The organism is Massilia sp. Mn16-1_5 (assembly GCF_004798585.1).
GTDB lineage: Bacteria > Pseudomonadota > Gammaproteobacteria > Burkholderiales > Burkholderiaceae_D > Telluria.
Window position 1 is genome coordinate 159,841 of record NZ_PPXQ01000009.1, and the last position, 25,895, is coordinate 185,735.

General features: G+C 63.8%; 22 protein-coding genes. 8 read left to right on the forward strand and 14 right to left on the reverse strand.

Annotated elements, in window-relative coordinates; all coding sequences use genetic code 11:
* Positions 1-53 precede the first annotated feature (53 nt).
* Entirely contained in the window at positions 54-950 is an 897-nt protein-coding gene (locus C2862_RS12675) for a recombination-associated protein RdgC (protein WP_136220489.1), read from the forward strand.
* Positions 951-1,022: 72 nt separating this feature from the next.
* Here the strand turns inward: C2862_RS12675 and C2862_RS12680 are convergent, their stop codons facing one another.
* Together C2862_RS12680 and C2862_RS12685 are read right to left on the reverse strand one after the other, a co-directional pair.
* Positions 1,023-2,624 (reverse strand): catalase, encoded by a 1,602-nt coding sequence (locus tag C2862_RS12680; RefSeq protein ID WP_136220490.1) that lies wholly within the window; start codon positions 2,622-2,624, stop codon positions 1,023-1,025.
* Between the two features lie 89 nt (positions 2,625-2,713).
* Positions 2,714-3,199: an asparaginase domain-containing protein gene (locus tag C2862_RS12685; protein WP_136220491.1), complete on the reverse strand. Its 486-nt coding sequence runs from the start codon at positions 3,197-3,199 to the stop codon at positions 2,714-2,716.
* Between the two features lie 134 nt (positions 3,200-3,333).
* Between C2862_RS12685 and C2862_RS12690 the strand changes: the two genes are divergently transcribed.
* Positions 3,334-4,089, forward strand: a complete 756-nt coding sequence (locus C2862_RS12690) for an L-asparaginase (protein ID WP_136220492.1) — start codon at positions 3,334-3,336, stop codon at positions 4,087-4,089.
* Between the two features lie 82 nt (positions 4,090-4,171).
* On the opposite strand, the gene C2862_RS12695 is transcribed toward C2862_RS12690, so the two are convergent.
* Positions 4,172-5,164 (reverse strand): D-2-hydroxyacid dehydrogenase family protein, encoded by a 993-nt coding sequence (locus C2862_RS12695; protein ID WP_136220493.1) that lies wholly within the window; start codon positions 5,162-5,164, stop codon positions 4,172-4,174.
* A gap of 337 nt (positions 5,165-5,501) precedes the next feature.
* On the opposite strand from C2862_RS12695, the gene C2862_RS12700 reads away from it, so the two are divergent.
* Positions 5,502-7,364: a phosphoenolpyruvate carboxykinase (GTP) gene (locus C2862_RS12700; protein ID WP_136220494.1), complete on the forward strand. Its 1,863-nt coding sequence runs from the start codon at positions 5,502-5,504 to the stop codon at positions 7,362-7,364.
* 214 nt (positions 7,365-7,578) lie between these two features.
* On the opposite strand, the gene C2862_RS12705 is transcribed toward C2862_RS12700, so the two are convergent.
* The gene (locus C2862_RS12705; RefSeq protein ID WP_136220495.1) at positions 7,579-8,055 is read right to left on the reverse strand and encodes a shikimate kinase; all 477 of its coding nucleotides are present in this window, start codon (positions 8,053-8,055) and stop codon (positions 7,579-7,581) included.
* A 116-nt stretch (positions 8,056-8,171) separates the two neighbouring features.
* Here C2862_RS12705 and C2862_RS12710 point away from each other — a divergent pair, with 116 nt between their 5' ends.
* The gene (locus C2862_RS12710; protein WP_136220496.1) at positions 8,172-9,206 is read left to right on the forward strand and encodes a MerR family transcriptional regulator; all 1,035 of its coding nucleotides are present in this window, start codon (positions 8,172-8,174) and stop codon (positions 9,204-9,206) included.
* On the opposite strand, the gene C2862_RS12715 is transcribed toward C2862_RS12710, so the two are convergent.
* The gene (locus tag C2862_RS12715; protein WP_136220497.1) at positions 9,191-9,652 is read right to left on the reverse strand and encodes a DUF2214 family protein; all 462 of its coding nucleotides are present in this window, start codon (positions 9,650-9,652) and stop codon (positions 9,191-9,193) included. The two genes, C2862_RS12710 and C2862_RS12715, sit on opposite strands and share 16 nt — an antisense overlap.
* A 219-nt stretch (positions 9,653-9,871) precedes the next feature.
* Positions 9,872-12,721: an excinuclease ABC subunit UvrA gene (gene uvrA / locus C2862_RS12720; RefSeq protein ID WP_136220498.1), complete on the reverse strand. Its 2,850-nt coding sequence runs from the start codon at positions 12,719-12,721 to the stop codon at positions 9,872-9,874.
* 454 nt (positions 12,722-13,175) lie between these two features.
* Between uvrA and ssb the strand changes: the two genes are divergently transcribed.
* From ssb to C2862_RS12745, 4 genes are all read left to right on the forward strand, one after another.
* Complete coding sequence (ssb, locus tag C2862_RS12725; RefSeq protein ID WP_136220499.1) at positions 13,176-13,676, forward strand: single-stranded DNA-binding protein; 501 nt, start codon at positions 13,176-13,178, stop codon at positions 13,674-13,676.
* 785 nt (positions 13,677-14,461) lie between these two features.
* On the forward strand, positions 14,462-15,430 hold the full coding sequence (locus C2862_RS12735; RefSeq protein WP_136220501.1) for a hypothetical protein: 969 nt from the start codon (positions 14,462-14,464) through the stop codon (positions 15,428-15,430).
* 1 nt (position 15,431) lies between these two features.
* The gene (locus C2862_RS12740) at positions 15,432-16,742 is read left to right on the forward strand and encodes an HlyD family secretion protein (protein WP_136220502.1); all 1,311 of its coding nucleotides are present in this window, start codon (positions 15,432-15,434) and stop codon (positions 16,740-16,742) included.
* Complete coding sequence (locus C2862_RS12745; RefSeq protein ID WP_229467407.1) at positions 16,739-18,922, forward strand: peptidase domain-containing ABC transporter; 2,184 nt, start codon at positions 16,739-16,741, stop codon at positions 18,920-18,922. Before C2862_RS12740 ends, C2862_RS12745 begins: the two co-directional genes overlap by 4 nt.
* An 8-nt stretch (positions 18,923-18,930) precedes the next feature.
* Here the strand turns inward: C2862_RS12745 and C2862_RS12750 are convergent, their stop codons facing one another.
* The 8 genes from C2862_RS12750 to C2862_RS12785 all read right to left on the reverse strand — a co-directional run bounded on the left by C2862_RS12750 (position 18,931) and on the right by C2862_RS12785 (position 25,712).
* The gene (locus tag C2862_RS12750; protein WP_136220504.1) at positions 18,931-19,290 is read right to left on the reverse strand and encodes a DUF1428 domain-containing protein; all 360 of its coding nucleotides are present in this window, start codon (positions 19,288-19,290) and stop codon (positions 18,931-18,933) included.
* An 89-nt stretch (positions 19,291-19,379) separates the two neighbouring features.
* Positions 19,380-19,601 (reverse strand): hypothetical protein, encoded by a 222-nt coding sequence (locus tag C2862_RS12755; protein WP_136220505.1) that lies wholly within the window; start codon positions 19,599-19,601, stop codon positions 19,380-19,382.
* Between the two features lie 75 nt (positions 19,602-19,676).
* Positions 19,677-20,081, reverse strand: a complete 405-nt coding sequence (gene mnhG, locus C2862_RS12760) for a monovalent cation/H(+) antiporter subunit G (RefSeq protein ID WP_136220506.1) — start codon at positions 20,079-20,081, stop codon at positions 19,677-19,679.
* Positions 20,078-20,356 (reverse strand): K+/H+ antiporter subunit F, encoded by a 279-nt coding sequence (locus C2862_RS12765; RefSeq protein WP_136220507.1) that lies wholly within the window; start codon positions 20,354-20,356, stop codon positions 20,078-20,080. The genes mnhG and C2862_RS12765 overlap by 4 nt, the downstream gene beginning before the upstream one ends.
* Positions 20,340-20,858: a Na+/H+ antiporter subunit E gene (locus C2862_RS12770; RefSeq protein ID WP_136220508.1), complete on the reverse strand. Its 519-nt coding sequence runs from the start codon at positions 20,856-20,858 to the stop codon at positions 20,340-20,342. The genes C2862_RS12765 and C2862_RS12770 overlap by 17 nt, the downstream gene beginning before the upstream one ends.
* Positions 20,855-22,465 (reverse strand): monovalent cation/H+ antiporter subunit D, encoded by a 1,611-nt coding sequence (locus C2862_RS12775; protein WP_136220509.1) that lies wholly within the window; start codon positions 22,463-22,465, stop codon positions 20,855-20,857. The genes C2862_RS12770 and C2862_RS12775 overlap by 4 nt, the downstream gene beginning before the upstream one ends.
* Entirely contained in the window at positions 22,462-22,806 is a 345-nt protein-coding gene (locus tag C2862_RS12780; protein WP_136220510.1) for a Na+/H+ antiporter subunit C, read from the reverse strand. Before C2862_RS12780 ends, C2862_RS12775 begins: the two co-directional genes overlap by 4 nt.
* Positions 22,806-25,712, reverse strand: a complete 2,907-nt coding sequence (locus C2862_RS12785) for a monovalent cation/H+ antiporter subunit A (protein WP_136220573.1) — start codon at positions 25,710-25,712, stop codon at positions 22,806-22,808. Before C2862_RS12785 ends, C2862_RS12780 begins: the two co-directional genes overlap by 1 nt.
* Between the last annotated feature and the right edge of the window lie 183 nt (positions 25,713-25,895).

Sequence of the window (25,895 nt, forward strand, 5' to 3'; positions counted from 1 at the left end):
ATCAGCGTGTAGAATGTCGTTCCCCTGAAATACTGAGACAACAGAAAGCAACTATGTGGTTCAAGAATCTTCAGATTTACCGCCTGCCCGCACCTTGGGCCTTTACGCCTGAACAGATGGAACAGGCGCTGGCCACCCAGGCCTTCACGCCTGCGAACAGCAACGAACTGCTGCGCCAGGGCTGGGACACGCCGCGTCCGAACGGCGGCCTGGTCCACGTCGTCAACAAGCAGATGCTGATGATGCTGGGCACCGAAAAGAAGCTGCTGCCGAGCTCGGTTATCAACCAGGTCGCCAAGGCCAAGGCCGCCGAACTGGAAGAGCAGCAGGGCTTCCCGCCAGGTAAGAAGGCGATGAAAGAACTGAAGGAACGCGTGGCCGACGAGCTGCTGCCGCGCGCGTTTACGATCCGCAGCAACACTTGGACCTGGATCGACCCGGTCAACGGCTGGCTGGTCGTCGATGCCGCCAGCCCGGCCAAGGCCGACGACGTCGTGAAACTGCTGCTGAAGGCCGTGGACCGCATGCCGCTCGAATCGCTGCGCGTGCAGAAATCCCCGGTGGCCGTCATGACCGGCTGGCTGGAATCGGACGAGGCGCCCTACAACTTCACGATCGACCAGGACACGGAACTGCGCGCCACCGGCGAGAGCCGCGCCGCCGTGCGTTACGTAAAACACTCGCTCGACCCGGAAGACATCCGCCGCCACATCGCGGCCGGCAAGCAGTGCACGCGCCTGGCCATGACCTGGAACAGCCGCATCAGCTTCGTGCTGACCGAATCGCTGGCGATCAAGGGCGTCAAGCCGCTCGACGTCATCAACGAGGGACAAGGCGTTACGCACAGCGACGATGAGCGTTTCGATAACGACATGATGCTGATGACCGGCGAGCTGGCGAAGATGCTGGCCGACGTGGTCGAGGCATTGGGTGGCGAAGCGAAGGCGTAAGCGTTGGGAAGGTGGGCACGGAGCGCCCACCCTACGAAAACGGACCCTCATGGGTCCGTTTTGCTTTGGTGCTTACTTGGCGCTCGCGACCTCGTCGCTGGTTGCCGGCTCTTCGCTCCTGCCGTCGGTGTAGGTCGGTCCCTGGCGGTTGTCGTGTGGTGCCGGCTTGCCCGGCAGCGGCGGCAGCGCCTTGGCTTTCTCGAGGTCGATGCCGGCGATTTCCGCCACGCGACGCCCGTAATCCTCGTCGCAATGCCACAGGTGCCACACCATGCGCAGCTGCACGACTTCGGGACACTGCTTCAAGTCGCCGCCGACATTCTTCACCAGCTCGTCGCGCTCCCAATCCTCGAACGTACGATAACGGTCGCCCGCCTGCTTGTAGTCGCTGCGCGTGTTCGTCGTCTGGTAGCGGCCCAGGTGGCCTTCGACATACTGGTGATAATCGCGCGCCGGCCTCAAGGCTTCCTGCGTGCCGCCCAGCAAGCTCGGCTCGTAGTTGATGTGTTTATTCTCACCACTGTCGTCGACGTAATACGCCATCTGGCCGTCGCGCTGGTTGGTGCGGGCGCGCGCTTTTTCTTGCGGCGCATTGATTGGCAGTTGCAGGTAATTCGGTCCCACACGATAGCGCTGGGTGTCGGAATAGGACAGGGTGCGGCCTTGCAGCATCTTGTCATCCGAAAAATCGATGCCGTCGACCAGCACGCCGGTACCAAAGGCGGACTGTTCCGTCTCGGCGAAGACGTTATCGGGATTGCGGTCGAGCACCATGCGGCCCACGGGCAGCAGAGGGAACTGGTCTTCCGGCCAGCGCTTGGTGTCGTCCAGCGGATCGAAGTCGAGTTCCGGATGCTCGCCGTCGGCCATGATTTGCACGCAGAATTCCCACTCCGGATAATCGCCGCGCGCGATCGCATCGTAGAGGTCGCGCGTGGCGTGGCTGGTGTCATGGGCCTGGATCTCGGCCGCCTGCGCCGCCGTCAGGTTGCGCACGCCTTGTCGCGGCTGCCAGTGGAATTTCACGAGATGGGCCACGCCCTCGTCGTTGATCAGCTTATAGGTGTTGACGCCCGAGCCTTCCATCTCGCGGTAGTTGGCTGGGATGCCCCAGGGGCTTTTCACCCAGGTCACCATGTGCAGCGCTTCCGGCGAATTCGCGACGAAATCATAGAAACGCCAGGCTTCCTGCTGGTTCGTCACCGGGTCCGGCTTGAAGGCGTGGATCATGTCCGGGAATTTAATGGCATCGCGGATGAAGAAGACTTTCAGATTGTTCCCGACCAGGTCCCAGTTGCCCTCCACGGTTTTCAGTTTCACCGCAAAGCCGCGCGGATCGCGTGCCGTCTCCGGCGAATCCTTGCCGCCGATAACGGTCGAGAAACGCACGAAGACGGGCGTCTGCACGCCGGTTTCGTTCAGCACGCGCGCACGCGTGTACTTCGATGCCGGCTCGCCGCCGATGGTGCCGTAAGCTTCGAAAAAGCCGTGGGCGCCGGTGCCGCGCGCATGGACGACGCGCTCGGGAATGCGCTCGCGGTCGAAATGGGTGATCTTCTCGATGAACTGGTAGTTTTCGAGCGTGGCCGGGCCGCGCTCGCCGACGGATCGCAAGGACTGGTTGTCGCGCACGGGGTGCCCCTGGCGCGTAGTCAGGATGGGACGGTCAGGCATGGGAACTCTCCTCTCTGTTCATGGAGAGAAAAGTATAGGAACTTTAATAAGAGGGCAGCGCTATGCTGCCCTCTGGAATGTTTATCCGATTACAGCGGTTCGAACACGCCGGCGGCGCGGTTCTTGGTCACATTGTTCCAGGCAAAAACTTGTCCGTTCATTGCCACGTAGACGCCGGGTGCCAGCGTTTGCGCCACACCGCAGGCAAAACCAAGGTTGAACAGGGCGTCCGAATTGGCGATCTCGTAGGGGATCATGGCGCCGGTCAGCACCACCGTCTTGCCGAGATTCGCGGCACCGAGCACGGCGGCGGTTTGCGGCATGGTATCGGTGCCGTGGACGATGACGATCGCCTTCTCGCCGGCGGCCTGGCAAGCCTCGAGCACGCGCTGGCGGTCCGGGTCCTGCATGTCGAGCGAGTCGAGCAAGGGCAGCACCTGCAGCTCGACCGGAATGGTCAGGCGCGCACGCTTGATTACGTCTGGCATGTGGCTTTTGGAAAAGCCGAGCACGCCGTTCAGTTCGTTGTAGTGTTTGTCGAAGGTGCCGCCTGTGGCGATGAGTCGCAAAGTCATATCGGTTTATACACGCAGTAAAAAAAGGTGGAACATCATAGCGCCAAATGGTGTGTATCCAGATGTGACTGCGCTAGAATCGTCTGGATCGGATGAGTAGACTGATCTTTTACCAAGGGCAAGCCCCAAGACTCATGAAAGCCGTTGCTCCAGGAACCGTTATTTTCCACCGTCATCGCGGCTATGGCGTGATCACCCACGTCAACCTGCTGACGGGCTGGATTTCCGCACGCTTCGGCAACGAAGCACGCACGCTCGACCTCAATTTGTCGAGCGATGAAGTCCAGCACGCCGATGGCGAACCGATCCTGTTCAGGCGCGCGCCGCCCGACCGCATGCCCCATGCGCGCCTGATGGCGACCGTGCGCGAACTGCACCGGGCCGGTTACCAGAAACTGTATTTGTACTCCTGGCCCAAGCCTTCCGGCCTGCACTGGCGCTGGCATTTGTTCACCGGCCAGCGCAACTGGATGCAGCGCTCCTGGCGCGAAGGCTGGTATGGGTCCGGCGCCGAGTACAACAACAACCCGGTGATGGGATGGGGAGATACGCCCGGCGCCAGCACCGAGGAACTCATCCACGCGCTGGCGAAGTTCGACCCGCAGGGCCTGGCGCAAGCCCTCGGCCGCGACGAAGACCACACGGCCTGGTTCGCCGCCACCTGCGACGCGCTGCTGCCGGGCTACATGTACAGCCTGAACATCGAGCGTCCGCCAGGCGGCGGCCTGATCGAGGCGCCGCCGGTGCCGGTGGTGGCGGTGCGTGCCGGCTTGCCGGCCTATAACGGTCCCGACATCGGCTGGCCGCCGGGCTGGGCGGGCATGTGGACGCGCTCCCACGTCATGCCGGCGAAGAAAATCAATCTCACGGGCGAACCCGAGCTGCGCTAGTGGTAGGGTGGGCGCCCCGTGCCCACCAAAACGATGAGCAGCGTTAGTTCAACCCGTGTCCGGTGGGCCCGGGGCGCCCACCCTACGCCATATCCAGCACCTCTGGATTCAGGATGTTGGTTGGCTTGCCCGCCGCGAAATTGACCACGTTCTCGAACGCCGCCCTGAAATACAGCTCATAACTGTCCTGCTCGACATACCCGAGGTGCGGCGTCGCCAGCACCGTCGGGATGCGCAGCAGCGGCGCGTCCGGCGCCAAGGGTTCGTCGGTAAACACGTCGAGCGCCGCCATCCCCGGCCGGCCGGCCTGCAGCGCCGCCTCCAGCGCGCCGGCTTCGACCAGTTCCGCGCGGCTCGTGTTGACGAAGAGGGCGTCCGGCTTCATGCGCGCCAGGTCGCTTGCCGTGACGATGCCGCGCGTCGCATCGGCCAGCCGCAAATGCAGGCTCAGCACGTCGGCCTGTTCAAAAAAGGCTTCGCGCGACGCGGCCGCCTCAAAGCCGTCGGCCAGGGCCGCCTGCCGGCTCTTCTCGCCACCCCAGACCAGGATCCGCATGCCGAAGGCCTTGCCGTATCCTGCCACCAGCTTGCCGATCTTGCCGTAACTCCAGATCGCCAGCGTACGTCCGCGCAGCACCCGGCCCAGGCCGTTCAGTCGCGGGTTGGTCGAGGCCGTTTGCCAGAGCCCATCCTGTAAATTATTCGCATAGGGGACGATGCGGCGGCTGGCCGCCATGATCAGCGCCCAGGTCAGCTCGGCCGGCGCCACCGGCGAGCCGACGCCTTCGGCAATCGCGATGCCACGCGCCGTGGCGGCGGCGACGTCGACATGGCCGCTGAGCTTGCCCGTCTGCGAAATCAGCTTCAAATTCGGCAGCTTGTTCAGCAGGGCGGCAGACAGGCTCGTCCTTTCGCGGATCAATACCAGCGCGTCAAAGGGCGCGAGCCGGATCGCGAGCTGGCCCAGGCCGCGCGCGGAATTATTGAACACTTTGACCTCATGACCGTCCAATATTTTGTAACAGTCGAGACCCGGTACGGCATTCTGGTAATCGTCGAGAACGGCAATTTTCATGGAAGTTGGACGAAGTTATGGATGAGCACGTAAAGGAATAACGGGTTCTCCGGGATTCGAAGTAGCCTACTATATTAGTCAACTATATTTCCTACATTTTTCGATCCGAAGAGCTTGAATCGCTGTTTGAGGGGTGTACAATCGGCCGAATATTAAGGGTTTGACAGCACCAAAGTGTATATCAGACCAGGCATCACCGTTCCGTGCCTCACCCGCTGAGGCCATCGCCCCGACCGCCGTCGCGCCGCTTTTCGAGCCAGCATGCACAGCAGTCCCGGGACCATACGACGATCCTGCCATGCCGGACCAGACAGAATTCTTAATTGTTGGAGGTACCATGAACCAGCCCGTGATGAGCGGTGTCGCCGCCCTGAACGTCCCAGACCACGTCAAACACCAGAAGCTCATCAATTGGGTGGCCGACATCGCCGCCCTGACGAAGCCCGACGCCATCTACTGGTGCGACGGCTCCGAAGAAGAGTACAACCGCCTGTGCGCGCTGATGGTCGACGCCGGCACGATGATTCGCCTGAATCCCGAAAAGCGTCCGAATTCCTACCTGGCCCATTCCGACCCGTCCGACGTGGCGCGCGTCGAAGACCGCACCTTCATCTGCTCGGCTACCAAGGAGCAGGCCGGCCCGACGAATAACTGGACCGACCCGGCCGAGATGCGCACCACCCTGAACGGCCTGTTCGACGGCTGCATGGCCGGCCGCACGATGTACGTCGTGCCGTTCTCGATGGGCCCGCTGGGTTCGCCGATCGCCCACATCGGCGTCGAGCTGTCGGATTCGCCTTACGTCGCTGTCAACATGCGCATCATGACGCGCATGGGCAAGGCCGTGTACGACGTGCTGGGCGCGGATGGTGAATTCGTTCCTTGCGTGCACAGCGTCGGCATGCCGCTGCAGCCTGGCCAGCAGGACGTGCGCTGGCCATGCAACAGCACCAAGTACATCGTCCACTATCCGGAAACCCGCGAGATCTGGTCCTTCGGCTCGGGCTACGGCGGCAATGCGCTGCTCGGTAAAAAATGCTTCGCGCTGCGCATCGCCTCGAACATGGGCTACCAGGAAGCGCAACAGGGCGGCACCGGCTGGCTGGCCGAACACATGCTGATCCTGGGCGTCGAATCGCCTGAAGGAGCAAAGAAATACGTCGCGGCCGCTTTCCCTTCGGCTTGCGGCAAGACCAACTTCGCCATGCTGATCCCGCCGACCTCGTTCAACGGCTGGAAGGTCACCACCATCGGCGACGACATCGCCTGGATCAAGCCGGGTGCCGACGGCAAGCTGTACGCGATCAACCCGGAAGCCGGCTACTTCGGCGTGGCACCGGGCACCAACGACAAGACCAATTCGAACTGCATGTCTTCGCTGCGCGAGAACGTCATCTTCACCAACGTCGCGCTGACCGACGACGGCGACGTCTGGTGGGAAGGCATGACCAAGGAAGCCCCAAGCCACCTGATCGACTGGCAAGGTAAGGACTGGACCCCGGCCTCGGGCACCAAGGCCGCCCACCCGAACGCACGCTTCACCGTGTCGGCGACCCAGAACCCGGTGATCGACCCAGCTTGGGACGATCCGGCCGGCGTGCCGATCTCGGCGTTTATTTTCGGCGGCCGCCGCTCGACCACCGTGCCGCTGGTCACCGAAGCGAAGAACTGGGTCGAAGGCGTGTACATGGCCGCGACCATGGGTTCGGAAACGACCGCCGCCGCCGCCGGCCAGATGGGCGTCGTGCGCCGCGATCCGTTCGCGATGCTGCCTTTCATCGGCTACAACATGAGCGACTACTTCCAGCACTGGCTCGATCTCGGTAAGAAAGTCGAAGCCAAGGGCGGGGCGGCGCTGCCGAAGATCTTCTGCGTCAACTGGTTCCGTACCGACGAGTCGGGCAACTTCGTGTGGCCGGGCTACGGCGACAATATGCGCGTCCTGAGCTGGATCCTCGACCGCACGGCCGGCAAGGCCGGCGGCAGCGAGCACCTGTTCGGCACCTCGCCGAACTATGTCGACCTGAACTGGGACGGCGTCGAGTTCACGCAAGAGCAATTCACGCAGATCACCTCGATCGACAAGGACGCCTGGCGTGAAGAGCTGAAATTGCACACCGAGCTGTTCGAGAAGCTGTCTTACCACCTGCCGCAAGAGCTGGTGGCGACCAAGCAGAAGCTGGAACAGCAGCTGGGCTAATCAGGTTTCTGAGGAGGGCGGCCGCTAGTCAGCGGCTGCGCGTAAAGAAGGGCAGTGCCGTGTGGCGCTGCCCTTTTTTTGTGGCACTGCTCGTGTTGCCGGTTTCGTAGGGTGGGCTCTGCCCACGCGGATACAACTGATGCAGACTCGCGGCCCAGTTTCCACCATGCAGGCAATGAGTCCGCGTGGGCAGAGCCCACCCTACATTTCGTAGTTAATCGACCACTGTGACTTCGGTTTTATTACCATCAAACGCATCAAACATACGTCGGTGACACGCATACGACATCGCATCCTCGCGCTCGTAATATCCCGCCACCCACTCCAGCAGAAAGGCCAGCTTGCTTTGCTGCGCCTCCATCGAGGCGTACTTGTGCGGCTCCCACGGCCGCCGGCGGTTGTTTTCCAGGCACACGTCGCGCCCCGGATTCATGAAGACCAGCTCCGAACAAAAAGGCAGCGCCGCTTCGACCAGGTCGCCATAACAGCCTTCCGCCACCCAGCGTTCGTGTTCCGTCACAAAGGCCAGCAAGTCGGCCCGTACCTGTTCCGGCGCGCACGGCACGGCGATCTGCCCCGGTTCCCAGACGATCGTATCCAGGTCCAGGTGCGCCAGGTCGTGCTGCGCGGCCAGGGCGCGTGCGCGCCAGGACTTGCCGGAACCCGAATTGCCCATGATGAGTAAGCGCATATTTTTCAGTTCCTGATTTCCTTGAAGTATTAATATTAGCCGTTTCGAAGTAGTGCTTGACCCTCACGCAGCGTCAGGCTCCAGCATGGGTGCACGCAAGAAGAGGAGAGGACACGATGCGCTTGAAAATCGGCGAGCTGGCAAAACGCACCGGGCTGACCGTGCGCACGCTGCACCATTACGACGACATCGGGCTCCTGTCTCCTTCGGCGCGTTCCGACGCCGGCTACCGGCTCTATGACGAATCCGACCTCGCCCGGCTGCACCGCATCCTGGCGCTGCGCAGGTTCGGCATGGCGCTGGCCGAGATCGGAACTTATCTATCCGGACCGGACCTGTCCCTGGAAAGCATCGTCGAGCGCCAGATCGGCATGCTCGATCAGCAGATCGCGCAAGCCACCGCCCTGCGCAGCCGCCTGGCGCGCCTGCGTGGGCAGCTCGATGCGGGGCGGCAGCCGGATCCGGCCGACTGGCTGACTACTTTGGAGCAGATGACGATGTACGACAAATATTTTACGCAGGAAGAATTGCAGGAACTGCCGCTGGTTACCCAGGCCGACCAGGTCGAGGGCGAGTGGCAGGCGCTGGTGTCCGAGGTCCATACCTTGATGGATGCCGGCACCAGCCCGGCCGACAGCAAGGCGCGCTCCCTGGCCAAACGCTGGATGGCGACCCTGGCACGCGACACCAATTTCAATCCCATCCTGTTCGCGAAGCTGAATACGATGCATGAGCAAGAACCTGCGGTGCAGGAGCGCACCGGCGTCACACAACACGTCATGGACTTCATCCTGGCGGCGACCAAAGAGAATCAGTTGGCGGTCTACGAACGTTATCTCGATGCCGAGGAGATGGCCTTCGTGCGCGCCAATCTCGGCAAGCGCAACGCCGAATGGCCGCCGCTGCTGGCGCGCGTCCGCACGGCGATCGACGAGGGACGCGCGCCGGATTCGCCGGAAGCGCAGGCGCTGGCGCGCCACTGGTTCGAGCTGTTCCGCTCCTACGCCGGCGACAATCCGGCGACCCAGCAAAAGATCCGCCAGGCGCTCCAGAACGAGCCGGAGCTGAAGCAGCCGGGCATGGTGGACGAGCGCATGATCGGCTTCATCCGCGCGGCGATGCAGTCCTTGCAGCCTCAGCCGGCCCCGTAGCCGATACCGCGCGCCATCATCGCGGCGAAGATCGGGATCAGCGCGAACACGTGGATCTCGATCAGCAGCAGGCGGCGCAGCGCGCCGACTTCGTCCAGCGCGGGCATGAAGGCGGCATTCGCCTTCAAGGCCTTCTTCCAGGCGGCGATGCGGATCGTCGGTTTAATGGAAATCAGCCCTACCGCGGCAAAGGCGGCGATCTTGCCCCAGAAAACGTGGTTGTGCAGATAAAAATCCGGGCCCTTGGCGCCATACCAGACGCGCAGGAAACCCACGGCGAGGATGGCCAGCGCCAGCATGCCGTAGGCGGCGTCGAAGCGGCCCAGCAATTTCACCGTTTGCGAGGACATGGCGGCGGGGCGCATCAGCGCCAGTTCGGCGGCCAGCACGGCGGCGATGCCGAAGACGATCAGGTGGTGGACGATGGCGAGGGCAAGGTCGGTCATGATGGCGGCTGGGCAGTTTGGGTGTGTCAACTGTAGCGCATCTTTCGTAGGGTGGGCACTTGTGCCCACGCGGATTCAACGGGCGCGTGTTCGCGAAGCTATTGTGGTCACTCCGCCGGCGTACCGCGTGGGCAAAAGTGCCCACCCTACCAAAACCAGAACCAAAACAAAAAAAGGCAGAGCCGCGGCTCTGCCTTTTTATTCAACCGGATAAACCGTTTACTGTTTCAGCAAGGGCTTCAGGTACTTGCCCGTCACGCTGGCCTTGTTGTTCGCCACCTCTTCCGGCGAACCGGTGGCAACGATCTTGCCGCCGCCGGCACCACCTTCCGGACCGAGGTCGACGATCCAGTCCGCCGTCTTGATCACGTCCAGGTTGTGCTCGATGATTGCAAGCGTATTGCCCTGGTCGCGCAGGCGGTGGATCACCTTCAGCAGCAGGTCGATGTCGGCGAAGTGCAGGCCGGTGGTGGGCTCGTCCAGGATGTACAGGGTACGGCCCGTATCGCGCTTCGACAGTTCCAGCGACAGTTTGACGCGCTGCGCCTCGCCGCCCGACAGGGTGGTCGCACTTTGCCCCAGCTTGATGTAGCCGAGGCCGACGTCCAGCAGGGTCTGCAGCTTGCGCGCGATGACCGGCACAGGTTTGAAAAACTCGTGCGCGTCTTCGACCGTCATCTCCAGCACTTCGGTGATGTTCTTGCCCTTGTAATGCACCTCGAGCGTCTCGCGGTTGTAGCGCTTGCCGTGGCAGACGTCGCAAGGCACGTACACGTCCGGCAGGAAGTGCATCTCGACCTTGATCACGCCATCGCCCTGGCAGGCCTCGCAGCGGCCGCCTTTCACGTTGAACGAGAAACGGCCGGCCGAGTAGCCGCGTTCCTTGGCCGTCGGCACCGTCGCGAACAGGTCGCGGATCGGCGTGAACAAGCCGGTGTAGGTCGCCGGGTTCGAACGCGGGGTGCGGCCGATCGGCGCCTGGTCGACCGAAATGACCTTGTCGAAGTGCTCGAGGCCGAAGATCGCGTCGTGCGGCGCCGGTTCCGTCTGCGAGCCGTACAGGTGGCGCGACAGGGCCGGATACAGCGTATCGTTGATCAGCGTCGATTTACCCGAACCCGAGACACCGGTGATGCAGGTCATCAGGCCGACCGGCAGCGTCAAGGTCTCGCCTTTCAGATTGTTGCCGGTGGCGTTGGTGATCACCAGCTGGCGTTCCGGATTCGCCTTGGTACGCTTCTTCGGCACCACGATCTTGCGGCGGCCATCCAGATACTGGGCGGTCACCGAGTGCTCGTTCTGCATGATCTCGTCCAGCGTACCCTCGGCGATCACCACGCCGCCATGCACGCCCGCGCCCGGACCCATGTCGACGATGTAGTCGGCGGTACGGATCGCATCCTCGTCGTGCTCGACCACGAGCACACTGTTGCCGATGTCGCGCAGATGCTTCAAGGTCGCGATCAGGCGGTCGTTATCGCGCTGGTGCAGGCCGATTGACGGCTCGTCGAGCACGTACATCACGCCGGTCAGGCCCGAACCGATCTGCGAAGCCAGGCGGATCCGCTGCGCCTCGCCGCCCGACAGGGTATCGGCGCTGCGGTCGAGCGACAGGTAATCCAGGCCGACGTTGTTCAGGAATTTCAGGCGCGCCGTGATTTCCTTGATCACGCGTTCGGCGATGTCCTTCTTGGCGCCCGTCAGTTCCAGCGTTTCGAAGAACTCCAGCGTGTCGCGCAGCGGCTTGTCCGACACTTCATAGATGGCGCGCTGCTGGGCGCCCTGGCCGATCTTGACGAAACGCGCTTCGGTACGCAGGCGCGCGCCTTCGCAGGCAGGACACTTCTTCTCGTTGATGAACTTCGCCAGCTCTTCCTTCACCGCCATCGAGTCCGTTTCTCTGTAACGCCGCTGCAGGTTGTTCACCACGCCTTCGAAGGTGTGCTCGCGGATCACGGTGCGGCCGCGCTCGTTCACATAGGTGAACGGAATCGCGGTTTTACCAGAGCCGAACAGGACCGCATCCTGCGCGCTCTTCGGCAGCTGCTCGAAGGGTTTATCCAGGTCGAACTCATAGTGGTCCGCCAGGTTCGACAGCATCTGGAAATAGAACTGGTTGCGGCGATCCCAGCCCTTCACGGCGCCGGAGGCCAGCGACAGATTCGGAAACGCGACGATCCGCTTCGGATCGAAGAACTCGATGTGGCCGAGGCCATCGCATTGCGAGCAGGCGCCCATCGGGTTGTTGAACGAGAACAGGCGCGGCTCGAGTTCCTGCAGCGAGTAGCCGCAGACGTTACAGGCGAACTTGTTCGAGAACACGGTCTCTTTTTCCGTGTCCATCTCGTAGGCGACGGCGCGGCCGTCGGCCAGGCGCAGGGCCGTTTCAAAACTCTCGGCCACGCGCTGCTTGATTTCCGGATTGACCTTCACGCGGTCGATCACGACGTCGATCGAGTGCTTTTCCGTCTTCTTCAGCTTCGGCAGCTCGTCGATCTCATAGATCTTGGCCGCGTTCACGCCGCTCTGGATGCGGAAGCGCACGAAACCCTGCGCCTGCATCGCCGCGAACAGATCGCTATGCTCGCCCTTGCGGCCGGCCACGACCGGCGCCAGGATCATCAGCTTGGTGCCTTCCGGCATGGCCAGCACGGAATCGACCATCTGCGAGACGGTCTGGGCCGCGAGCGGCTCGTGCGGGTGGTCCGGGCAGTAGGGCGTGCCGACGCGCGCGTACAGCAGGCGCAGGTAGTCGTGGATCTCGGTCACGGTGCCGACGGTCGAACGCGGATTGTGCGAAGTCGCCTTCTGCTCGATGGAAATGGCCGGCGACAGGCCTTCGATCAGGTCCACGTCCGGCTTTTCCATCAGCTGCAGGAACTGGCGCGCATACGCCGACAGCGACTCGACATAGCGGCGCTGGCCTTCGGCATACAGGGTGTCGAAGGCAAGCGAGGACTTACCGGAACCCGACAGGCCGGTAATCACGATTAGCTTGTTGCGCGGCAGGTCGAGATTGATGTTCTTCAGGTTGTGCGTGCGGGCACCACGAATACGAATTTCTTCCATTAACTTTGGCAGGCTTTCAATAAGTTTTGCGGGGCCGCGCACGAAACTGTCGCGTTGGGCGGGCCAATCGAGGGGAATCTGCTAGTGTAGCGCGTTTTTGTTGCGGCTGTACATTCATCCAGTACTCTGGTGTACCAGCGATGGCATTTGTTACGCCATCCGGACCGCGCGCGTGAAATCGACAATACCCCAGTCCGGTGTAGGTGGGCCGTTTGCGCCGGGCTTCAATGGCAAACAGTTCAGAATCCGAAAATAATTTTCGGTGCCCCTGTCGACGGGGCGTCGCGACACCGCTTTGCCCCGTTTTTCACCGCGAGAAAGGCTGAGTGAGGCCAACAAAATGTCCTTTATTTGGAGGCACTTCGGCCCCATAATATCGTGCTGCGGTACCCAGTTCCCTGGCGCTTAGACAGAGTGCAGAGCCAGGGCTCACAAATCCTGAAGGAGTAACAACATGGCATCAGTTAACAAGGTCATCATCGTCGGCAACCTCGGCCGCGATCCGGAAATCCGCTACATGCCGAGCGGCGACGCCATCGCGAACATCGCGGTCGCCACCTCGTACAAGTCGAAGGACCGCAACACCGGCGAGCAGAAAGAGCTGACCGAATGGCACCGCATCTCGTTCTTCGGCCGCCTGGCCGAGATCGTCGGCCAGTACCTTAAAAAGGGCTCGTCGGTCTATGTGGAGGGCCGCCTGCAGACCCGCAAGTACACCGACAAGGACGGCATCGAGCGCTACGCCACCGACATCATCGCTGAAAACATGCAGATGCTGGGCGGCCGCCAGGGCATGGGCGGCGGCAACGACATGGGCATGGACGACGGCGGCTACGACGCCCCACCGCAGCGCCAGCAGGCCCCACGCCAGGCGCCACCGGCACCGGCAGCCCGTCCGCAGCCGCAGCGTCCGGCACCGAACTTCTCGGATATGGATGACGATATTCCATTCTGATCCACAAACGCTGCTCTCTTCTGTTAAAGCCCGCTCTTCGAAAGAAGAGCGGGCTTTTGTTTATCTGCTCTGGCGATGTCATGGCCTACTCCACCTGCATGAGCTCGATGAGCCACCGTTAGTTCTTCTAGTTTTAGGAAAATAAATACTTGTGGTAACTCTACTGTAGGACAGGTTCAATCACTTTTGTAGGATTTGTCCGAAAACTACAACTTTTTAAACATCGTTTGATTTATATCAAACCCTACCCTTAATGCGTAAAAGCTTGTGACCGCTTGTTGCTAGTCTTTTTGCAAGGCCGGGAGCGCTGCAAAAATTCCCAACATGCATCATCGCAGCGGGGCGCGCACCGCTGCAGGATCGCTTGTTTCTGTTCTTCAGATGCTGTCATCGGGGCAGCATCGGCAGGGCCTTGCTGGACGGGAGACGTCCGGTTAAATCAAGGAGAGAGATCATGCGTAACTTGACGAGTACGGAACTTGAGCATGTGTACGGTGGTAACAAACCGAAGCACTACAAGCACAAGAGCAAGAGCCGTAGCTACAGCCATAGTAAAAGCAAGAGCATGAGCAAGAGCAGGAGCTACAGCCGTAGCCACAGCAAGAGCCATGGCTACTGAGCCTGCCGGCTGAGCGGCTCACCGCTGTAGTGGACAGTGCGGTCGGTAGGCAGGTAGCGCGCGGGCTGGCAGGACGCCGGTCAAACCACACTGCTGCCGAACTCACTGTCTCCCGGCCCGGGGCAAAGAACCGCCCCGGGCTGATTCAATACTGGGGAGAACAACAATGAAGAGGGATAGTGAACTGAGCGATACGCTGGCGCAGGCAGCCGGCGCGGAACAGGAGATGTGGCTGCTGGGACAGGCGCCGCTGCGCAAGTATCTCGATTTCGTCGACGAAGTCGGCTGCAAGAACCCGACCGTGAACCGGGCCGCGCTGGTACGCGAATGGAGCGAGGCCGCGCTCTGGTACGAGGAACTGGCACAACGGGAACCCGGCATTGCCGATCAGCTCGACTGTCGGCCGCTCGATCCGGTAGTCGCACCCCTGGCCGAGGCCGTCCTGGCGAGCAGCCGTTTTACGCGGACCTTCGACCATCTGCCGACCCGCCTTGCCATGGTGGAGCTGAAACACCTTGTCGTCTGCCAGAATCACGTCACACGCAGTTTCGTCGACAACCTCAAGGAGCGTCTCGGCGCCGATCCTCAGCCGGAGGCGCTGTTTCGCTTCTGCCTGCCGCCGGACGACTGCCCGGCGCCGGTCCGGATCCGCGAACTCGGTTCCAAACGCTACGAATTCCGGTCCGACTCGACCGATTTCCGTTTCCACGAACCTGTCGTCCTGACTCCCCAACAGCTGAGCGGTTATGCCTCGTTCGGCTCGGTCGCCGCGGCGCTGGGCCTGGTGATCGGCTACAGCTCGAATTTCCTGAACGCGGTCTGCGACGACGACAGCGGCCGCCTCTTGCTGAACAATGGCTACCACCGTGCCTGCGCCCTGCTCGAACTGGGCGTGACGCACGCGCCCTGCGTGGTGCAGACTGTCAGCTCGCGCGACGAGCTCGACCTTGTGGCGAAACCGATCGTCGCCAACGATCCCGGTTATTTCTTCAATGCTCCGCGCCCGCCCTTGTTGAAGGATTTCGCCGATCCCAAGCTGCGCAAGATACTGCCGATCCGCAAGGTGTCGCGTGTAATCGAGGTCTCCTTCGAGGTGCGCGACTACATGGCCGAAGACCAGTTTACTGGTGGCTGACATGAGCGACGGCAGCGAGGAGATCGGGCGCGGCACCGCGGTTGGCGTACCGCTGTTCCGACCCGAGGTGATGCGCCACCAGCAGCCTGAATGGCTGGGCCCGGTCCTGGTCAAGCCACGCGCGATGAATTGGTGGTTCGCGCTGCTCGCCGGGATCACGGTGGTCGCCATTCTCGGTCTGCTGTTTGCCGCCAGCTATACGCGCAAGGCGCATGTCAGCGGCTGGCTGATCCCGCAGCAGGGAATGGTGCGGGTGTTTGCGCCGCGCGCCGCCGTGGTCACCGAGCTGCTCGTTCGCGAAGGCGCGCAAGTGAACAAGGGCCAGCCGCTGGCGCAGCTGTCGGCGGAAGAGCAGAGCACCGCCCTGGGTGATACCCAGGCGGGCACGGTGCGGGCGCTGGAAGCGCAGCGCGCGACGCTCGATGTGGAAAAGGCGCGCACCGAGGAAATGTTTGGGCAGCAGCGCGCAGCGCTGAACACACGCTACGACACGCTGGGCCGCGAGATCGACAGCCTGCGCCAGGAAATCGCGGTCCAGGAAAAACGGCTGGCCCTGGCCCAGCAATGGCAGCAGCGGATGGGCGGCCTGCAGGGCAGCGGCTATATCTCCGAGCAGCAGGTGCGGGTCGCGGCCGAAACTGCACTTGACCAGGCTGCCAAGCTGCGCACGCTGCAACGCGGGGTGCTGTCGCTGACCCGCGAGCGTGCTGTAGTCCAGGGCGAACTCGACCAGTTGCCGTCGAAGAAGGCGACCCAGGATGCGCTGATCGCGCGCACCCTGGCCGCCAACAGCCGCGAGCTGGGTGAGGTCGAGGCGCGGCGTTCCCTGGTGATTCCGGCGCCCGAGGCCGGTATCGTCACGGCGATCCACGCCAATAGCGGGACGGCGGTCGGGCCGACCGTGCCGCTGCTGAGCATCGTGCCGCGCAACGCCGTGCTGGAAGCGCACCTGTATGCGCCCAGCCGCGCCGTCGGCTTCGTACATGCCGGGCAAACGGTGCTGCTGCGCTACCGCGCTTACCCGTATCAGAAATTCGGCCACTCGCGCGGCGTGATCGCCAGCGTATCGCGCAGCGCGATGGAACCATCCGAGCTGCCTGCAATGTTCACTGCCGGCGCGCCCGGGGCCTCGGCCGAGGCCCTGTACCGCATCACGGTCGCACTCGAACGCCAAAGCGTCAATGCCTACGGCAAAGCTGCCCCGCTGCAACCGGGCATGCAGCTCGACGCCGATGTGTTGCTCGAGCGTCGCCGCCTGATCGAATGGGTACTCGATCCGGTGCTGACCCTGACCGGGAGGTGGGAACGATGAAGACCAGTCATGAAGGCGCCGGCTATGGTGGCCGCCTGCCGTTGATCCTGCAGACCGAGGCGGCCGAATGCGGCCTGGCCTGCCTGGCGATGATCGCGTCCTACTACGGCGATGGCTACGATCTGTCATCCTTGCGCCGCCGCTACGGCCTGTCGCAGCGAGGCGCTTCGCTGAAAGACCTGGTTGCCATTGCCGACCACCTGGGCCTGGCCGCGCGGCCGCTGCGTCTTGAAGCCGACGAGCTGGCCCTGCTGGCCGTGCCTTGTATCCTGCACTGGGACCTGAACCATTTCGTGGTACTGAAACGCGTAACCAAGACCGCCGTGGTGATCCATGATCCTGGCGCCGGCGTGCGGCGCCTGGCCCATGCGGAAGCGCAGCGCCACTTCACCGGCGTCGCCCTCGAGCTGAGTCCGGCGCCGGGTTTCGTCGCGGCCGAGCCGGCGCCGCGGGTGCGTCTGCGCGCCCTGGTCGGCAGGCTGGTCGGTATCCGGCGTTCGCTCGGCGTGCTGGCCTGCATGGCGCTGGCAATCGAACTGCTCGGCGTAATCAGTCCTTTCTTCATGCAGTGGGTGGTGGACGAAGCACTGGTCAGTGCCGACCGCGATTTATTGCTGACGCTGGCACTCGGCTTCCTGTTCGTGCTGATGCTGCGGGTGGCGATTACCGCCATGCGCGGAGCGACCCTGATTGCCATCTCGAGCACGCTCAAAGTGTCGGGGCGCGCCAGCCTGTTCGGCCACATGGTGCGCTTGCCCGCCCGCTATTTCGAGAGCCGTCATCTGGGCGATGTGCTGTCGCGCTTCGGCTCGCAGGAAACGATCCTGCAGGCACTCACGACCGACCTCGTCGAGATCGTGCTGGATGGCTTGATGTCGCTGATCACGCTGACGGTCATGGTCGTGTATGCGCCCGGCCTCGCACTACTGGTACTGTCCGGGGCATTGCTTTATGCACTGTTGCGCGCTGCTTCCTATGCCAGTCTGCGCAATGCTTCGGCCGAGGCCATCGTCTGGGGTGCGCGGCGCGACAGCCATTTATTGGAAACCTTGCGCGGCATGAAGACCATCAAGCTGTTCAATGCGCAGGCAGCGCGCCAGGCCCATTGGCTGAACCTGCTGGTACAGACCGTCAACCGCCAGGTGACGACGCAAAAGCTCGGCTTGATGTTTCGTACCGTGAACGCAAGCCTGATTGGCGTCATCGCCGTGCTGGTCGTCTGGCTCGGCGCCGAAAAAGTGTTGGCGAACACGTTTTCTGTTGGCATGCTGCTCGCCTTTATCAGCTACAAGGACCAGTTCCTCAGCCGCATCAGCAGCCTGATCGACAAGGCCCTGGACCTGTGGATGCTGCGCCTGCATGCCGAGCGTCTGGCCGATATCGCCCTGACTCCGCCTGAGCCGGCCGATATGGCGCCCTTCGAGCGCACCAATAACCCGGCACCGCTGGCGATCGAACTGCGGGCCTTGCGCTATCGCTACGGCGCCAGCGATCCCTGGGTGCTCGACGGCATCGACCTGTCGATCGCGCCCGGCGAATCGGTCGCCATCGTCGGTCCTTCTGGCTGCGGCAAGACCACGCTGCTGCGCATCGTCGCCAGCCTGCTGGAGCCGACCTCGGGCGAACTCGCCGTCAATGGCCGGGCGCTGAAGGAGGCGGGGCTGGGGCAGTACCGGGCGCAAATCGGCGTGGTCATGCAGGACGACCAACTGTTTGCCGGCTCGATCGCCGACAACATCAGTTTTTTCGCCGATGCGCCATCGAATGTCCGCATCCGCGAATGCGCGCGGCAAGCGGGCGTACTGGACGACATCGAGGCCATGCCGATGGGCTTTCATACGCTGATCGGCGATATGGGCACCGTGCTCTCGGGCGGACAAAAGCAGCGGGTCCTGATCGCCCGTGCGCTGTACCGCGAGCCGGTGCTGATGCTGCTCGACGAAGCGACCAGCCACCTCGACGTGGCGCGCGAACGCCAGGTCAACGCGGCCATCAGGGAATTGCCGATGACCCGTATTATTGTTGCGCACCGGCGCGAAACGATCCTGTCGGCGGACCGGATCGTCGTTCTCGACAAGGGACGCATCGTGGCAGACCTGCGCGGCGAACGCGGGCGTGAAGAATTCCTGGCGCTGGCGGGCACCCAGGATGCGCTGGCAAACGCCTCCGCGCTGGCCTGAGCGTAGATCTAGCTATCGACCACCATTTCGAAGCCGCCAAAAATCATGCGCTTGCCGTCGAACACCATGTTCTCCGGCTTCATGAACTCGGCCATGCGCGGGTCGTTCATGACCTTGTCGTTGACCTCGTCGCGCTTGGCGCGCGATGGATAGATGATCCAGGAAAAGATCACGACTTCGCCCTCCTGCAGGTTCACGCTCTGCGGGAAGGAAGTCAGCTTGCCCGGCTTGACGTCGTCGGCGACGCATTCGCGGAATTCGGTGGCGCCGAATTCGCGCCAGATGGCGGCGCATTGCCGGGACATGTCGAGGTAAGCCTCGAGTTTTTCTTTACGAACAGGGATGACAAAACCATCGACGTAGGCCATGACCGCTCTCCTCTATGAGTAGGCTGGTGAGACTGCGACGGAAAACGAAAAATCCCGGTGCGGCGCCTTGCTGTGCGCCTGCTCAAGGCTCAATGCGAAGGGCTGGCGCCCACCGTGCCGATCAGCGTATCACGGCGCAGGCGCAGCGGGGTGTGCGGCGTGCGGATCCCGCCGGCCATGCCCCAGGCCGCGGCCCAGCGCAGGGCCTTGTCGGTTGCCGGGCCGAACGGCCGGGCGCCCGACGCGCGGGCCAGCGCGACCGACATCCGCTTCATCGCGTACAGCTTGCGAGGTGAGACATGCTTAACCATGAGCTCAGGGTAGACCCGGGCGGCGGCTACCACCGTGCCCTATTTAACGCATGGGCGCGATCCGGCGCAGCGCTTTTATTCCTTGCCCGGGGCCGGGCTGGCGGGTGTTTCCGCCTCGACAATCGTATAGACCCCGCCCGCGGTGGCGCCGGCATCGGCCTTTCTGGCGCGCAAGTCTCGGTAAACGGCGGCGCGCATGATCAGCATCGACACCACCGGCGCCGTCATCAGGAGGAAGGCTGCGATGATCACTTCGTGGATGACCAGGCGCGCCTGCGACACCGTGAAATACAGCATCGAGGCGATCAGGACGCAGCCGGCGCCGAGCGTGATGGTGATCGCCGGTCCGTGGATGCGTTGATAAAAGGTGCGCAGGCGCAGCAGGCCGAGCGCGCCGATCAGGATGATGGAGGCGCCGACGAACAGCAGCAGCGCGACGGGCAGAGCGGCCCAGGCGGGCAGGTCGGCGATGCCGGTCATTCGATGATCTCCCCGCGCATCAGGAATTTCGCCAGCGCCACCGTCGAGACGAAGCCGACCAGCGCGATCAGGACCGCCACCTCGAAATACACCTGCGTGCCGAAGCGGATGCCCAGCACCAGCGCCAGCAGCATGCCGGCCATCCACAGGGTGTCGAGGGCGAGCACGCGGTCGTGGGCCGAGGGGCCAATTAACAGGCGCAGGGCGCACAGCACCATCGCCACCAGCACGCACACGAGTGCGTAGCCTATCGAGAGTTCAAGCAAGGTCGCCACGGACGCTCCTGGGTTCAAAGATGTCGATCAAGGGGCGCTCGTAGCGCGTTTTGATGGTGTCGATCCACCACCCCGCATCGTGCAGGTCGAACACGTGCAGGGACAGTTCGTGCCCCTCGGGCAGGATCTCGACCCAGACCGTGCCAGGGGTCATGTTGATCAGGCAGGACAGCATGGCCAGGCCGTAGGGATCGCGCATCGTCAGGGGCACACGGATGAATTGCGAATTCACGTCCGCGTGCTTGGCGAACAGGATGATGCGGCTGACGTTGAAGCAGGAGCGGACGATCTCGACGCCCGCCATGCCCAGCAGGCGCAGCAGGGTCGCAGGCGCGTGCAGGCGCGGATAGCCGAGCGGCTGCAGGCGGCGCAGCAGCAAGGGCAGCGCAATGCCGAGCGCGGCGCCGAGCAGGATGCTGGCCGCATCGAAGGCCTGGTTCAGCAGCAGCCACAGTGCGCACAGCGCCAGCGACACCAGGGGATAAGGGAGCCAGCGCATCATGGCGCCTCCGCGGGCTTGGGGACCACCGGACCGGGCAAGACCTGGCGCGCATAGCGGCCCGGGTCGTGCAGGTCGGCGCTGGCGCGTCCGAGATAGTCGAACAGCGGACGCGCCTGTACCGTCATCGCCAGCGACAGCAATAACAAGGCCGTGACCGGCGCCACTTCCGACAGGTGCAGGCGCGGCGGCGTCACCATCTCGGCAGCCCAGAAGGTGCGCACGCCGAAGCGCAGCATCGAGATGATGGCGATCAGGCCGGAGACGACGACCAGGGCCATCAGGGTCCAGCCGGTGGCGTCGATGGTGCCGGCACCGGGCTCCGGATTGAGCAGCGCGTGGAACATGCTGAACTTCGCCACGAAACCCGAGAGTGGCGGCAGGCCGGCGATCATCAATGCGCAGGCCGTAAACGCCAGCGACAGGAAGGCCATCGCCGCCGGCACGCCTTTGCCGCGCGGCTCGTCGGGCGTGTCTTCGACCGCCCAGGCTTCCATGGTCAGCGCCAGCATGGCTGCGCTGGGGGTGCGGATGCGATCGATCAGTTCGATCAGCAGCAGGAAGGCCGCCACCGCCAGCGTCGAGCCGATCAGGTAGTAGAGGCCTGCCGTTACCAGGGACGGCTGGCCGTAGCCGATCACGGCCAGCAGCGTGCCCGAAGAGACCACGGCGCTGTAGCCGGCCATGCGTCCGGCGGTGTCGGTCGAGAGCATGCCGGCCGCGCCGAAGACGATGGTGGCCATGCCGCCCCAGACCAGGGCGTCGTAGCCGAAGCCGGCGGCGGCCCCGGCCTCGTCGCCGAACAGCAGCAGCCACAGGCGCAGGATCACGTAGGCGCCGACCTTGGTCATCAGGACCAGCATCGCCGCCACCGGGGGAGATGCCGCCGCATAGGTAGTCGGCAGCCAGAAGCCGAGCGGCCACATCGCGCTTTTCACGAGGAAGGCCAGCGCCAGCACGGCGACGCCGACTTTTAGCAGGCCGATGTTTTCGGGGGCGATGGCGCTGATGCGCACAGCGAGATCGGCCATGTTCAGCGTACCCGTGCTGGCGTAGATCAGGGCGGTCCCGATCAGGAACAGCAGGGCCGCGGCCAGGTTGACGGCGATGTACTGCATGCTGGCGCGCAGGCGTTCGGCGTTGTAGCCGTGCAGGACCAGGCCATAGGAGGCGGCCAGCATCACCTCGAAGAACACGAACAGATTAAATAAGTCGTGCGTCAGGAAGGCGCCGTTAATCCCCATCAGCAGGAACTGGAACAGCGAGTGAAAATGCACGCCGATGCGGCTCCAGCGTTTCATGGCGAAGTGCAGCGAGGCCAGCGCCAGCACGGCGGTCAGCAGCAGCATCAGCGCCGCCAGGCGATCGGCGACCAGGGCGATGCCGAAGGGCGCGGCCCAGTTGGCGGCGAGGTAGACGCCGATCCCTTCGGGCCAGGCGCCGCCGTCGGCCTGCACCATCAGCGTGCAGGCCGTGACCAGCAAGCCGAGTACCGAGGCATAGCTCAGTGCGAATTTCAGCTCGTGCCGGCCCTGGGTGAACGGCACCAGCACCGCGCCGCACAGCAGCGGCAGCAGGATCGGCAGAATGACCAAGTGATGAACCGTCATAGTTCCGGCTCCTCGCCGTCGACGTGGTCGGTGCCGGTCAGGCCGCGCGCGCCGATCATCACGACCAGGTACAAGGCCGTGGTCGCAAAACCGATCACGATGGCGGTCAGTACCAGGGCCTGGGGCAGCGGGTCGGCCAGCACGCGCGGGTCGGGCGTGCTGCCGGCCGGCGTCAGCGGCGGCTGGTCGAGCCAGACGCGGCCCATGACGAAGATGAACAGGTTGACGGCATACGACATCAGCATCAGGCCCGTGAGCACCTGGAAGCTGCGCGGGCGCAGCAGCAGCCAGATGCCGGCGCCGAAGATGATGCCGATGGCCAGGGACAGGGCGAGTTCCATCAGGCGATCTCCTTGGCCGGCGGGATGGTGGCGCGCGTGGCGCCGGGCGGGGCGCGGTGGCTGCGCAGCGACTGGTGCGCCAGCGCGACCAGGATCAGCATGGTGGTGCCGACCACGACCAGGAACACCCCGAGGTCGAAGACAAAAGCGCTCGGCACGTGGATCTCGCCGAAGAGCGGCAGCTGCAGGTGCGCCGTGTGGCTGGTGAGGAAGGGGTAGCCGAACAGCCAGGCGCCCAGGCCCGTGCCGCAGGCCGTGACCAGTCCCCAGGCGATCCAGCGGTGCGGACGCAGGCGCAGCTGCGACTCGACCCAGTCAGTGCCGGCCACCATGTACTGGACGATGATCGCCGTGGCAAAAATTAAGCCGGCGACGAAGCCGCCGCCCGGCAGGTTATGGCCGCGCATGAAGAAGTAGACCGCGATGATGCCCATGAAGGGCAGCAGGAAGCGCAGGTAGACCGCCGGGATCATCAGGTAGCCGGTCGTGGCCTGCTGCGCCGGTGTCTGGCTCACGGCCGGATCGACGTCGCTGGCCTGCTGCACGGGAATCGCGATACTCTCGGGCGCGGGACGGAAGCGCCGCAGCAGCGCATACACGGTGAGCGCGACAATCGACAGCACCGTGATCTCTCCCATCGTGTCGAAGCCACGGAAGTCGACCAGCAGCACGTTGACGACGTTCGCGCCGCCGCCCTCGGGCAGGGCGCGTTCGACGAAGAAGTCGGCGATGGTCGATGGGGCCTCGGTCGACAGCAGGGCGTAGGTGGTGGCGGCCAGTCCCAGGCCGCCGGCCACGGCGATCGCGCCGTCGCGCCCACGGCGCAGCCAGCTGCTGGGGGGAATGCGCGGCGCCAGGCCGGGCGGCACGAAGCGTGGCGGCAGCCAGCGCAGGCCGAGCAGGATCAGCACCGTGGTCACGGTTTCCACCATCAGCTGGGTCAGCGCCAGGTCGGGCGCCGACATCCATAAAAAGGTCAGGCTGGTCACGACGCCGGTGCCGCCGGCCAGGATCAGGGCCACCAGGCGGTGGTACTTGGCCTGGTAGGCCGCGCCCAGCGCGCAGACGGCTCCGATCACCCACAGCAGGGCGAACAGCGGATCGAGGTCGGTCATGCGCAGCGGCGGCAGGGCCGGCAGCGGGCGCACCAGCAGCAGTGGGACGGCGACCATGGCCGCCATCAGCACCAGCAGCTGCAATTGCAGGCGCCGGGTACCGGTCCAGCGTACCAGCCAGGCGGCCGCCTGCGACAGCGCCAATAAACTGTTCTCGTAGGCCTGGGCGCCGTTCAGGCGGTACAGCACCGGCACCCGCTCGCGTTCGGCCAAATCGAAATAACGCCGCAGCAGCACGTAGAACAGCAGGCCGCCCGCCAGCGCGGCCACGCTCATCAGGAGGGGCAGGTTCACGCCATGCCAGATCGCGAGGTTGTATTCGGGGAGAGATGTACCCAGCACCGCGCGCGCGCCCACCGCCAGCACTTCGCCCACGGCCCGTTCGGGCATCACGCCGACGGCAATGCACAGCACCACCAGGCACTCGACCGGGAAGCGCATCCAGCGCGGCGGCTCGTGCGGCGTCTGTGGCAGGTCCTCGCTCAGGCGGCCGAAGAAGACGCTAATAAAACGCAGCGAATAGGCCACGCTGAACACACCCATGGCGACGGCCGCATACGACATCGACCAGTCCTCGGTGCCGCCCACCTGCATGGTCTCGGCAAAGAACATCTCTTTCGACAGGAAACCGTTCAGCAGCGGCACCCCGGCCATGGACGCGCTGGCGACGATGGCCAGCGCGGCGGTGTAGGGCATGGCACGGCCCAATCCCCGCAGCAGGCGCATGTCGCGCGTGCCCGTCTCGTGGTCGATGATGCCGACCGCCATGAACAGCGAGGCTTTAAAAATCGCGTGGTTCATGGTGTGGAAGACAGCCGCCACCACGGACAGGGGCGAGCCGATGCTGAGCAGGGTGACGATCAGGCCCAGGTGGCTGATGGTCGAATAGGCGAGTAAACCCTTCATGTCGTTCTGGAAGATCGCGAAGAAGGAACCGATCAACAGGGTGCAGACGCCAGCCGCGCCCAGGATCCATGTCCACTCCTCGGTGCCGGACAGTGCGGGCCAGAGGCGGATCAGCAGGAACACGCCGGCCTTGACCATGGTGGCCGAGTGCAGGAAGGCGGATACCGGCGTCGGCGCCGCCATCGCATGCGGCAGCCAGAAGTGGAAGGGGAATTGCGCGCTTTTGGTGAGCGCCCCGAGCGCGACCAGCACCAGGGTCGGCAGGTACCAGGGGTGAGAGCGTACCCGGTCGCCGGCCGCCAGCACGGTGTCGAGCTCGTAGCTGCCGGCGATGTGGCCCAGCATCAGCACGCCCACCAGCAGGCACAGGCCGCCCATGGTCGTCACCGTGAACGCCATGCGCGCGCCGCGGCGGGCGTCGTTGCGGTGCTGCCAGTAGCCGATCAGGAGGAAGGAGGTGACGCTGGTGAGTTCCCAGAACACGACCAATTGAATCAGGTTGCCGGACAGGACCACGCCCAGCATCGCGCCCATGAAGGCGAGCATGTAGGCGAAGAAGCGCGCCACCGGGTCGCGCCTGGACATGTAGTAGCGCGCATACAGCAGCACCAGCAGGCCGATGCCGAGCACCATGACGGTGAAGACCCAGGCCAGGCCGTCCATGCGCAGCATCAGGTCGAGGCCCATGTCGGGCAGCCAGGCGTAGCGCTCGCGCAGGACTTCGCCATCGCTGACCCGGGCGAAGGAGCCGATGGCCAGCACCAGCGCGATCAGGGTGACGGCGCCGGCCACCGCCGCCGGGCGATTGCGCGAACCCGTGGGCATGCAGGCGGCGACCAACGCGCCGATGAAAGGTAAAAGGATGAGCAAGGACAGCATCGGCATCACCCGCCGCGCGGCGGCGGGCGGCCGCAATGGGTGCTCAGGTCGGAAGCCGGCAGCAATCCGTGTGGCTCTGCCGCATCAAAGCTGGTCGTCACGCGTGCCTCCACATGGGTCAGGACTCAAACCCGGCCTACTTTACCGTTTTTGTGGCAAGGACGGCAACGCGTTAGCCGAGCAGGAGGG

Coding starts and splice junctions, on each gene's coding strand:
- C2862_RS12690 (WP_136220492.1), top strand. CDS start 3,334: ATGAAAGCCGTTGCTCCAGGAACCGTTATTTTCCACCGTCATCGCGGC.
- C2862_RS12775 (WP_136220509.1), bottom strand. CDS start 22,465: ATGACGGTTCATCACTTGGTCATTCTGCCGATCCTGCTGCCGCTGCTG.
- C2862_RS12680 (WP_136220490.1), bottom strand. CDS start 2,624: ATGCCTGACCGTCCCATCCTGACTACGCGCCAGGGGCACCCCGTGCGC.
- C2862_RS12780 (WP_136220510.1), bottom strand. CDS start 22,806: ATGGAACTCGCCCTGTCCCTGGCCATCGGCATCATCTTCGGCGCCGGC.
- C2862_RS12705 (WP_136220495.1), bottom strand. CDS start 8,055: ATGCGCTTACTCATCATGGGCAATTCGGGTTCCGGCAAGTCCTGGCGC.
- C2862_RS12710 (WP_136220496.1), top strand. CDS start 8,172: ATGCGCTTGAAAATCGGCGAGCTGGCAAAACGCACCGGGCTGACCGTG.
- C2862_RS12745 (WP_229467407.1), top strand. CDS start 16,739: ATGAAGACCAGTCATGAAGGCGCCGGCTATGGTGGCCGCCTGCCGTTG.
- mnhG (WP_136220506.1), bottom strand. CDS start 20,081: ATGACCGGCATCGCCGACCTGCCCGCCTGGGCCGCTCTGCCCGTCGCG.
- C2862_RS12700 (WP_136220494.1), top strand. CDS start 5,502: ATGAACCAGCCCGTGATGAGCGGTGTCGCCGCCCTGAACGTCCCAGAC.
- C2862_RS12755 (WP_136220505.1), bottom strand. CDS start 19,601: ATGGTTAAGCATGTCTCACCTCGCAAGCTGTACGCGATGAAGCGGATG.
- C2862_RS12740 (WP_136220502.1), top strand. CDS start 15,432: ATGAGCGACGGCAGCGAGGAGATCGGGCGCGGCACCGCGGTTGGCGTA.
- C2862_RS12735 (WP_136220501.1), top strand. CDS start 14,462: ATGAAGAGGGATAGTGAACTGAGCGATACGCTGGCGCAGGCAGCCGGC.
- C2862_RS12695 (WP_136220493.1), bottom strand. CDS start 5,164: ATGAAAATTGCCGTTCTCGACGATTACCAGAATGCCGTACCGGGTCTC.
- C2862_RS12675 (WP_136220489.1), top strand. CDS start 54: ATGTGGTTCAAGAATCTTCAGATTTACCGCCTGCCCGCACCTTGGGCC.
- C2862_RS12715 (WP_136220497.1), bottom strand. CDS start 9,652: ATGACCGACCTTGCCCTCGCCATCGTCCACCACCTGATCGTCTTCGGC.
- C2862_RS12685 (WP_136220491.1), bottom strand. CDS start 3,199: ATGACTTTGCGACTCATCGCCACAGGCGGCACCTTCGACAAACACTAC.
- C2862_RS12750 (WP_136220504.1), bottom strand. CDS start 19,290: ATGGCCTACGTCGATGGTTTTGTCATCCCTGTTCGTAAAGAAAAACTC.
- C2862_RS12770 (WP_136220508.1), bottom strand. CDS start 20,858: ATGATGCGCTGGCTCCCTTATCCCCTGGTGTCGCTGGCGCTGTGCGCA.
- uvrA (WP_136220498.1), bottom strand. CDS start 12,721: ATGGAAGAAATTCGTATTCGTGGTGCCCGCACGCACAACCTGAAGAAC.
- ssb (WP_136220499.1), top strand. CDS start 13,176: ATGGCATCAGTTAACAAGGTCATCATCGTCGGCAACCTCGGCCGCGAT.
- C2862_RS12785 (WP_136220573.1), bottom strand. CDS start 25,712: ATGCCGATGCTGTCCTTGCTCATCCTTTTACCTTTCATCGGCGCGTTG.